Below are 8,254 nucleotides of genomic sequence, written 5' to 3' on the forward strand. Positions count from 1 at the left end.
CTCGCGCCTGTACCGCAAGGCCAAGGAGCAGGTCACCCACTCGCTGGTCTACAACTACAACGACCGCAAGAAGCGCAAGGGCGACTTCCGTCAGCTGTGGATCCAGCGCATCAACGCCGCTGCCCGCCTGAACGGCATGACGTACAACCGCCTCATCCAGGGTCTGAAGGCCGCCAACATCGAGGTGGACCGCAAGATCCTCGCCGAGCTGGCCGTCAACGACGCCAACGCGTTCGCCGCGCTGGTCGAGGTCGCGCAGAAGGCTCTGCCGGCCGATGTCAACGCCCCGAAGGCCGCCGCCTGATCTTCCAGGCCGCAGTACCTCTGCCCGGACCCGCAGGCGCGCACGCGCCTGCGGGTCCGGGTGCGTCGGCGCCCCGGCCACGCCCGTGACCGACGGAACGCCTCGCGTCCCGGCCGCGGCCCCGCGGACGGGACGACGGCTCCCGCGCCGCCCGGCCACGCCCGGCCGGCCGACGGCCCGCCCCCGGTCCGGCACGAGCCGGCCGCCACCGCCCGGACCCGGCCGCCCCCGGGCCGCCGCCCGCACCCGCCCCGCCCGGCCCGCCGTTCCCGGCCTCCCCGGAGCCGGACCCGAAGAGAGAACCGCCGCACCCCATGGTCACCCCCGAGCTGATCTCCCCGCGTTCCCCGCGCGTCGTCGCCGCCCGGCGGCTCGCCAAGCGCAACTTCCGGGGCAAGGACCGCCTCTTCATCGCCGAGGGCCCGCAGGCCGTCCGCGAGGCCGTCGAGCACCGGGGCACCACCGGCGAGCCGACCCTCGTCGAACTCTTCACCACCGTCGAGGCGGCCGAGCGCTACAGCGCCATCGTCGAGGCCGCCCGCGCCGCCGGGGCCCGTGTGCACCACGCCTCCGACGCCGTCCTCGCCGAGGTCTCCCAGACCGTCACCCCGCAGGGCCTCGTCGGCGTCTGCCGCTTCCTGGACTCCCCGTTCGAGGAGATCCTCGCCGCCCGGCCGAAGCTCGTCGCCGTCCTCGCCCACGTCCGCGACCCCGGGAACGCCGGCACCGTCCTGCGCTGCGCCGACGCCGCCGGCGCCGACGCGGTCGTCCTCACCGACGCCTCCGTCGACCTGTACAACCCGAAGTCCGTGCGCGCCTCCGTCGGCTCCCTCTTCCACCTGCCCGTCGCGGTCGGCGTCCCCGTCGAGCAGGCCGTCGCCGGCCTCAAGGAGGCGGGCGTGCGGATCCTCGCCGCCGACGGGGCCGGCGCGCACGACCTGGACGACGAGCTCGACGCCGGCACCATGGGCGGCCCCACCGCCTGGGTCTTCGGCAACGAGGCCTGGGGACTGCCGGAGGAGACCCGCGCCCTCGCCGACGCCGTCGTCCGCGTCCCCATCCACGGCAAGGCCGAGAGCCTCAACCTGGCGACCGCCGCCGCCGTCTGCCTGTACGCCTCCGCGCGCGCCCAGCGGCCCCGCGGCCCCCGCGCCACCGCCTGACACCGCTTTCCGTAACCCCGGGGCTCCGCTCCGTCGCCCTCGCCCAGTAGAGTGACGCACTCGGGGCCCACTGCGAGCAGCACGAAGGGGTGGGGACGGGATGACGGTCGGTACGGACAGTCCCGCGGACGCGGGGGGCGCCCCGCCGCGCGCCCCCGGAGGCCCCGGTCAGGCCGCCGCCGAGCCCGCCGGGACCACTGCCGTGCCCGAGCCGGCCGTCCGGGAGCGGGCGCGGGAGCAGCCGCCCGGCGGGGCCTTCGCCGGACTGCAGCCCGACGACCTCCCCGACGGGCTCGTCGTCGCCGACGAACACGGCCGCGTCATCTGCTTCAACGCCGCCGCCGCCCGCATCACCGCCGTCCCCGCCGACCGGGCCCTCGGCATGCCGCTCGACCGGGCGCTGCCCCTGGAAGATCTCAAGGGCCGCCGATGGTGGACCCTGACCGACCCGTACGGAGGCCTCGCGACCCGGCGCGGCCAGCCCGAGCGCAACCTGCTGCTCCCCGGCGGCCGCGAGGTCCTCGTCTCCGCGCGGTACGTCCGCGAGCGGCCCACCGGCCCCGTCCGCCGGGTCGTGGTCGGTCTGCGCGGCACCGACGCCCGCCGGCGCAACGAACGCAGCCACGCCGAACTCATCGCGACCGTCGCCCACGAACTCCGCTCCCCGCTCACCTCCGTGAAGGGCTTCACCGCCACCCTCCTCGGCAAGTGGGAACGGTTCACCGACGACCAGAAGCGGCTGATGCTGGAGACCGTCGACGCCGACGCGGGCCGCATCAAACGGCTCATCGCCGAACTCCTCGACATCTCCCGGATCGACTCCGGCCGCCTCGAGGTGCGCCGGCAGCCCGTCGACATCGCCGCCGCCGTCGGCCGCCACGTCCAGGTGCACACCACCGGCGGCCAGTCGCCCGACCGCTTCTTCGTCCGGATCCGGCCGGGACTCCCGCCGCTGTGGGCCGACCCGGACAAGATCGACCAGGTCCTCGGGAACCTCCTGGAAAATGCGGTGCGGCACGGCGAGGGAACCGTCACCATCGAGGTGGCACCCACCACGGCGGGCGACGACGGAGAAGAGGGGACGGAGGTCACCGTGAGCGACGAGGGCCCCGGCATCCCCGAGGAGTCGATGAGCCGTGTCTTCACCCGCTTCTGGCGGGGCAGCAAACGCGGCGGCACCGGCCTCGGCCTCTACATCGTCAAGGGCATCGTCGAGGCCCACGGCGGCACCATCAGCGTCGGGCGCGGCCCCCGCGGCGGGGCCGAGTTCCGATTTACCCTGCCCGTCGGCACCCCGGCGCACCTCCTCTGACGTCTCACCTGACGAGACCGTACGAGGTCGGAAGCCGCCCGGGCCGCCCACGGGCCCATACGCGTCCCCGCGCCCCGTTAGACTCGACCTTTGGCACGTTTGCGCCCTTGTCGTCGAGCGGGGGTCGCCCCAGCCAGCCAAACGGAAGCACGGGAAGAGATGTCGGCACCGAATAAGTCGTACGACCCGGTCGAGGTCGAGGCCTTGAAACCGGAAGAGATCGAGCGCATGCGGGACGAGGCGCTCGCCGCCTTCGCGGCCGCAGGCGACCTCGACGCGCTCGCGCACGCGAAGACCGCCCACACCGGCGGCACCTCCCCGCTGGCGCTCGCCAACCGGGAGATCGGCGCCCTGCCCCCGCAGGCCAAGGCCGCCGCCGGCAAGCTCGTGGGCCAGGCCCGCGGCGCCGTGTCCAAGGCCCTCGCCGCCCGCCAGGCCGAGCTGGAGGCCGAGCGCGACGCCCGTGTCCTGGTCGAGGAGGCGGTGGACGTCACCCTTCCGTACGACCGCGTCCCGGCCGGCGCCCGCCACCCGCTCACCACCCTGATGGAGCGCGTCTCCGACGTCTTCGTCTCGATGGGCTACGAGATCGCCGAAGGGCCCGAGGTCGAGGCGGAGTGGTTCAACTTCGACGCCCTCAACTTCGTTCCGGACCACCCGGCGCGGCAGATGCAGGACACCTTCTTCGTCCGGGGAACCACCCCCGAGGGAACGGCCACCGAGGGCGACGAGTCCGGTGTCGTGCTGCGCACCCACACCTCGCCGGTCCAGGCCCGCACCCTCATCGACCGGGAGCCCCCGGTCTACGTGGTGTGCCCCGGCCGCGTCTACCGCACCGACGAGCTCGACGCCACGCACACCCCGGTCTTCCACCAGATCGAGCTGCTCGCCGTCGACGAGGGCCTCACCATGGCCGACCTCAAGGGCACCCTCGACCACATGGTCCAGGCGCTCTTCGGCTCGGACATGAAGACCCGGCTCCGCCCGAACTTCTTCCCGTTCACCGAGCCGTCCGCCGAGATGGACATGCTCTGCTACGTCTGCCGCGGCGAGTCCGTCGGCAACCCGGACCGTCCCTGCCGCACCTGCGGCAGCGAGGGCTGGATCGAGCTCGGCGGCTGCGGCATGGTCAACCCGAAGGTGCTCGTCGCCTGCGGTGTGGACCCCGAGAAGTACAGCGGATTCGCCTTCGGGTTCGGCATCGAGCGGATGCTGATGTTCCGCCACAACGTGGAAGACATGCGAGACATGGTCGAGGGTGACGTCCGGTTCACCCGGCCGTTCGGGATGGAGATCTGATGCGGGTCCCGCTTTCTTGGCTGCGGGAGTACGTCGACCTGCCGGCGACGGAGACCGGCCGGGACGTACAGGCCAAGCTCGTTTCCGCCGGCCTCGAGGTCGAGACGGTCGAGCAGCTCGGCGCGGGCCTCACCGGCCCGCTGGTGGTCGGCAAGGTCCTCACCATCGAGGAGCTGACGGAGTTCAAGAAGCCCATCCGCTTCTGCACCGTCGACGTCGGCCGGGCCAACGGCACCGGCGAGCCCCAGGAGATCATCTGCGGCGCCCGTAACTTCGCCGAGGGCGACAAGGTCGTCGTGGCCCTGCCCGGCGCCGTGCTCCCCGGCGACTTCCGGATCGCCGAGCGCAAGACGTACGGCCGGGTCTCCAAGGGCATGATCTGCTCGGGCGACGAGCTCGGCATGGGCGACGACGGCTCGCACGGCATCATCGTGCTCCCGCCGGAGCACGAGGTCGGCACCGACGCCACCGTCCTGCTGGAGCTGTACGACGAGGTCCTCGACATCGCCGTCACCCCGGACCGCGGCTACTGCCTCTCCCTGCGCGGGGTCGCCCGCGAGGCGGCCATCGCCTACGGGCTGCCGCTGCGCGACCCGGCGCTCCTCGACGTGCCCGCGCCGAACTCGTACGGCTACCCGGTCCAGATCTCCGACCCCATGGGCTGCGACCGCTTCACGGCGCGCACCGTCGTGGGCCTGGAGCCCGAGGCCCGGTCGCCGATCTGGCTCCAGCGCCGCCTCCAGAAGGCCGGCATGCGTCCGATCTCGCTCGCCGTCGACGTCACCAACTACGTGATGCTGGAGCTCGGCCAGCCGCTGCACGCCTACGACCGCACGCGGCTCGACGGCCCCATCGGCGTCCGCCGCGCCGAGGCCGGCGAGAAGATCACCACCCTCGACGGCACCGTCCGCGTCCTCGACGCCGCCGACCTCGTCATCACCGACAACCGCGGCCCGATCGGCATCGCGGGCGTCATGGGCGGTGCCAACACGGAGATCGCCGACCCGGTGGCCGACCCGGAGACCGGCATCGTCTCCGGCACCACCGAGGTCGTCATCGAGGCCGCGCACTTCGACGCGATCTCGATCGCGCGCACGGCCCGCCGCCACAAGCTGTCCTCCGAGGCGTCCAGGCGCTTCGAGCGCGGTGTCGACCCGCAGGCCGCCGCCGCGGCCGCCCAGCGCTGCGTCGACCTGCTCGTGCTGCTCGCGGGCGGCACGGCCGAGGCCGGCGTCACCGAGGTCGTCGCGCCGTCCGCGCCGCGCACGATCACCATGCCGGCGGACCACCCCGACAAGGTCGCGGGCGTCGCCTACGGCCGCGAGACCGTCGTCCGCCGCCTCCAGGAGGTCGGCTGCGACGTCTACGGCCAGGACGAGCTCGTCGTCACGGTGCCCTCGTGGCGCCCCGACCTCAACGAGCCGAACGACCTCGCCGAGGAGGTCATCCGCCTGGAGGGGTACGAGAACCTGCCCTCCACGCTGCCGAAGCCGCCCGCCGGCCGCGGTCTCACCGAGCGCCAGCGTCTCCACCGGCGCGTCGGCCGCGCCCTGGCCGGCGCCGGCTACGTCGAGGCCCTGAACTACCCGTTCATCGGCGAGCAGGCCCTCGACCACCTCGGCCTCGACGAGGACGACGCGCGCCGCCGGGTCGTCACCCTCGTCAACCCGCTGTCCGACGAGGAGCCCGCGCTCCGTACGACGCTGCTCCCGGGCCTGCTCGGCGCGCTGCGCCGCAACGACAGCCGGGGCGGCCACGACCTGGCGCTGTTCGAGACGGGTCTCGTCTTCCGGCCCCAGGGCGAGTCGGGCGTCGCCGTCCGCCTGCCCGTCGACCGCCGTCCCACCGACGAGGAGATCGCCGGCGTCAACGCCGCGCTGCCCGCGCAGCCGCGCCGCGTCGCCGTCGTCCTCGCCGGTGCCCGCGAGCAGGCCGGCTGGTGGGGCAAGGGCCGTCCGTCCGACTGGGCGGACGCGGTCGAGGCCGGCCGCACGGTGGCCGCCGAGGCCGGGGTCGAGCTGCACGTCAGCGCCGACCGGCACGCCCCGTGGCACCCGGGCCGTTGCGCCGCGTTCCACGTGGAGATCGACGGCGAGAAGGTCCTGGTGGGCCACGCCGGCGAACTCCACCCCCGCGTGGTGAAGGCCTTCGGCCTGCCGGCCCGGTCCTGCGCGATGGAGATGGACCTGGACCTCCTGGCCCGGGCGAACGAGGGCCCCGTCAAGGCCCCCCGTATCTCCTCCTTCCCGGTCGCCACCCAGGACGTCGCCCTGGTCGTCGCCGACGACGTCCCGGCCGCCGAGGTCGAGTCCGCGCTCCGCGAGGGCGCCGGCGAACTCCTCGAGTCCATCCGGCTGTTCGACGTCTACACCGGCGACCAGCTCGGCGAGGGCAGGAAGTCCCTGGCGTACGCCCTGAAGTTCCGCGCCCAGGACCGCACCCTGACGGTCGACGAGGCCACCGCGGCCCGCGACGCCGCCGTCACCCTGGCCTCCACCCGCACGGGAGCCACCCTCCGCGGAGCCTGACACCCCCGCACCCGCCCGAGGGCCGTCCCGGAACACTCCGGGGCGGCCCTCGGTCGTACCAGCGCCTCCATCGGCGGGGGAGGGCGGCCGAGTGACGGACTACGCGCCCATCGATGTGAGGACCACCACGTGTGCCGGTGGGCCCTGGCCACGGTGGCCCCGGTGCGGGTCGGGTCGGAGGGCGGGGTTCGTTCGGCCCCATGCGAGTGGGACGGGGCCATCCGTGGCGCGAACCGCCTGTGGGAGCATCGAACACACATCAGCCGAACGACGGACGTCGGTGAAGTCCAGGGGGAGGAGTGGTCTCATGCCGCTCGTCGCGATCCAGCCGTCTTACGGGAACCCGACAGCGAGGCGCCATTGGGAGGACACCCTCGATCGAGAGGTCCCGTTCGCCGCGGCTCCGCACCGGAGCGCGCTGACATCCGGACAGTACGAGGAACTCATGCGCTTCCACGGGTCCGGGAAGGCCCGCTTCTGGGGGGCGACCTCGGTCCAGGACAAAAAGATGTCTCTGCTCCGCACGGGGGACGTCGTGTTGTTCACCGGCAAGAACCATGTCCGTGCCGTAGGTGAGGTGGCAGTCACCTTCCGCAACGCCGACTTCGCCGACACCATGTGGAGCCAGGACACGGTGAAGGGCAGCTGGCTCAACGTGTACAGCCTCCTGGCGTTCCGACGTACGGAGATTCCCTACCAGGAGATCTGGGACCTGCCGAGCTTCAACGAGGGGGACAACTTCATGGGCCTCCGGGTGCTCCAGGGAGACAAGGCGGAGGAGATTCTGCAGGGCCTGGGCATCGGCACTGTCACCGAGACCCGGCGCAGGATCGCCCGGGACGCCGAGGTCGCGCGGGCCATCGCCACGGGCACGACCGTGGTACCGGTGGAGGCGCTGCACACACCGGCCACCACCTACCGGCGGGCCGAGGGGGAGATAGAGGTTCGACGGACCGAGGCCCTCCTGGTCGCCGAGTACCGGGCGACCCTGACCGGCGTGCAGGTGGACCGTCTTCGCACACCGGCCGGCCTCACCGACCTCCATGTGGTGGGTGCCGACGGCACGGAGGTCATCGAGGCCAAGAGCGGGAGCGGACACGAGTACGTGAGGCTGGCTCTCGGACAGCTCCTGGACTACGCGCCCCACAGCCCTCGGCCCCCCAAGCGGTTGGGAGCCTTGTTCCCCGAATGCCCCGTGGAGCGGGATGTCGAGCTTCTGCATCGGTACGGGATCGATGTGCTGTTCCGGTCGGCACCCCACCACTTCACACGGATTGAAGCTCCGGTCGAGGCCAGGAAGCGCATGCGGGAGATATGGGCACCGTGACGACGGTCGGCGACCGCGGCCGCCGTGCTTCGTAGGCGCGCGGCGGCGCCATCGCCGGACCATGCCGCACGGGTGCCCCACCATCGTCCTGGTGTACGTCCCGCCCGCCGTCGACGAGGCGCGACGGCTCGGTCCCGCTCACTCCTTCGGGTGGAGATGCGCCCGGGGCGATGTGCCGCGGCGGGGCAGGTCGGGAGAATCGACGCGGCCGCAGGGGCGGGCCTGTGTGCCGCAGGGCCTTCGGGCGCCGGCGGGGCTCGGGAAGGGCCGTGCATGATCCGTACCAGGTCGTTTGCCGTCGACGGCTCCCGGTTCCGCCGG

Annotated in this window: 6 protein-coding genes; all 6 read left to right on the forward strand. The window is 73.1% G+C overall.

The annotated features are described in order from the left end of the window. The coding region (gene rplT, locus RIF68_RS18520) for a 50S ribosomal protein L20 (RefSeq protein ID WP_309052384.1) at window positions 1–304 on the forward strand (304 nt) is incomplete at its 5' end. A gap of 314 nt (window positions 305–618) precedes the next feature. Beyond that, window positions 619–1,467: an RNA methyltransferase gene (locus RIF68_RS18525; RefSeq protein WP_309052385.1), complete on the forward strand. Its 849-nt coding sequence runs from the start codon at window positions 619–621 to the stop codon at window positions 1,465–1,467. 100 nt (window positions 1,468–1,567) lie between these two features. After that, window positions 1,568–2,779 carry an ATP-binding protein gene (locus tag RIF68_RS18530; protein ID WP_309052386.1) on the forward strand — a complete coding sequence of 404 codons (1,212 nt, stop codon included), beginning with the start codon at window positions 1,568–1,570 and terminating at the stop codon, window positions 2,777–2,779. 159 nt (window positions 2,780–2,938) lie between these two features. Beyond that, on the forward strand, window positions 2,939–4,078 hold the full coding sequence (gene pheS, locus RIF68_RS18535; protein WP_309052387.1) for a phenylalanine--tRNA ligase subunit alpha: 1,140 nt from the start codon (window positions 2,939–2,941) through the stop codon (window positions 4,076–4,078). After that, a complete protein-coding gene (gene pheT, locus RIF68_RS18540) occupies window positions 4,078–6,606 on the forward strand; it encodes a phenylalanine--tRNA ligase subunit beta (RefSeq protein ID WP_309052388.1) in 2,529 nt (842 codons plus the stop codon). The genes pheS and pheT overlap by 1 nt, the downstream gene beginning before the upstream one ends. Window positions 6,607–6,913: 307 nt before the next feature. Beyond that, the gene (locus tag RIF68_RS18545) at window positions 6,914–7,933 is read left to right on the forward strand and encodes a hypothetical protein (RefSeq protein WP_309052389.1); all 1,020 of its coding nucleotides are present in this window, start codon (window positions 6,914–6,916) and stop codon (window positions 7,931–7,933) included. Window positions 7,934–8,254 lie beyond the last annotated feature (321 nt).

The sequence above is a fragment of the Streptomyces sp. genome (assembly GCF_031178505.1).
Lineage (GTDB): Bacteria > Actinomycetota > Actinomycetes > Streptomycetales > Streptomycetaceae > Streptomyces > Streptomyces gulbargensis.

What these genes read in the sequence shown, in the direction of transcription:
- RIF68_RS18525 (WP_309052385.1), top strand. Translation starts at nt 619, where the DNA reads ATGGTCACCCCCGAGCTGATCTCCCCGCGTTCCCCGCGCGTCGTCGCC.
- RIF68_RS18530 (WP_309052386.1), top strand. Translation starts at nt 1,568, where the DNA reads ATGACGGTCGGTACGGACAGTCCCGCGGACGCGGGGGGCGCCCCGCCG.
- pheS (WP_309052387.1), top strand. Translation starts at nt 2,939, where the DNA reads ATGTCGGCACCGAATAAGTCGTACGACCCGGTCGAGGTCGAGGCCTTG.
- pheT (WP_309052388.1), top strand. Translation starts at nt 4,078, where the DNA reads ATGCGGGTCCCGCTTTCTTGGCTGCGGGAGTACGTCGACCTGCCGGCG.
- RIF68_RS18545 (WP_309052389.1), top strand. Translation starts at nt 6,914, where the DNA reads ATGCCGCTCGTCGCGATCCAGCCGTCTTACGGGAACCCGACAGCGAGG.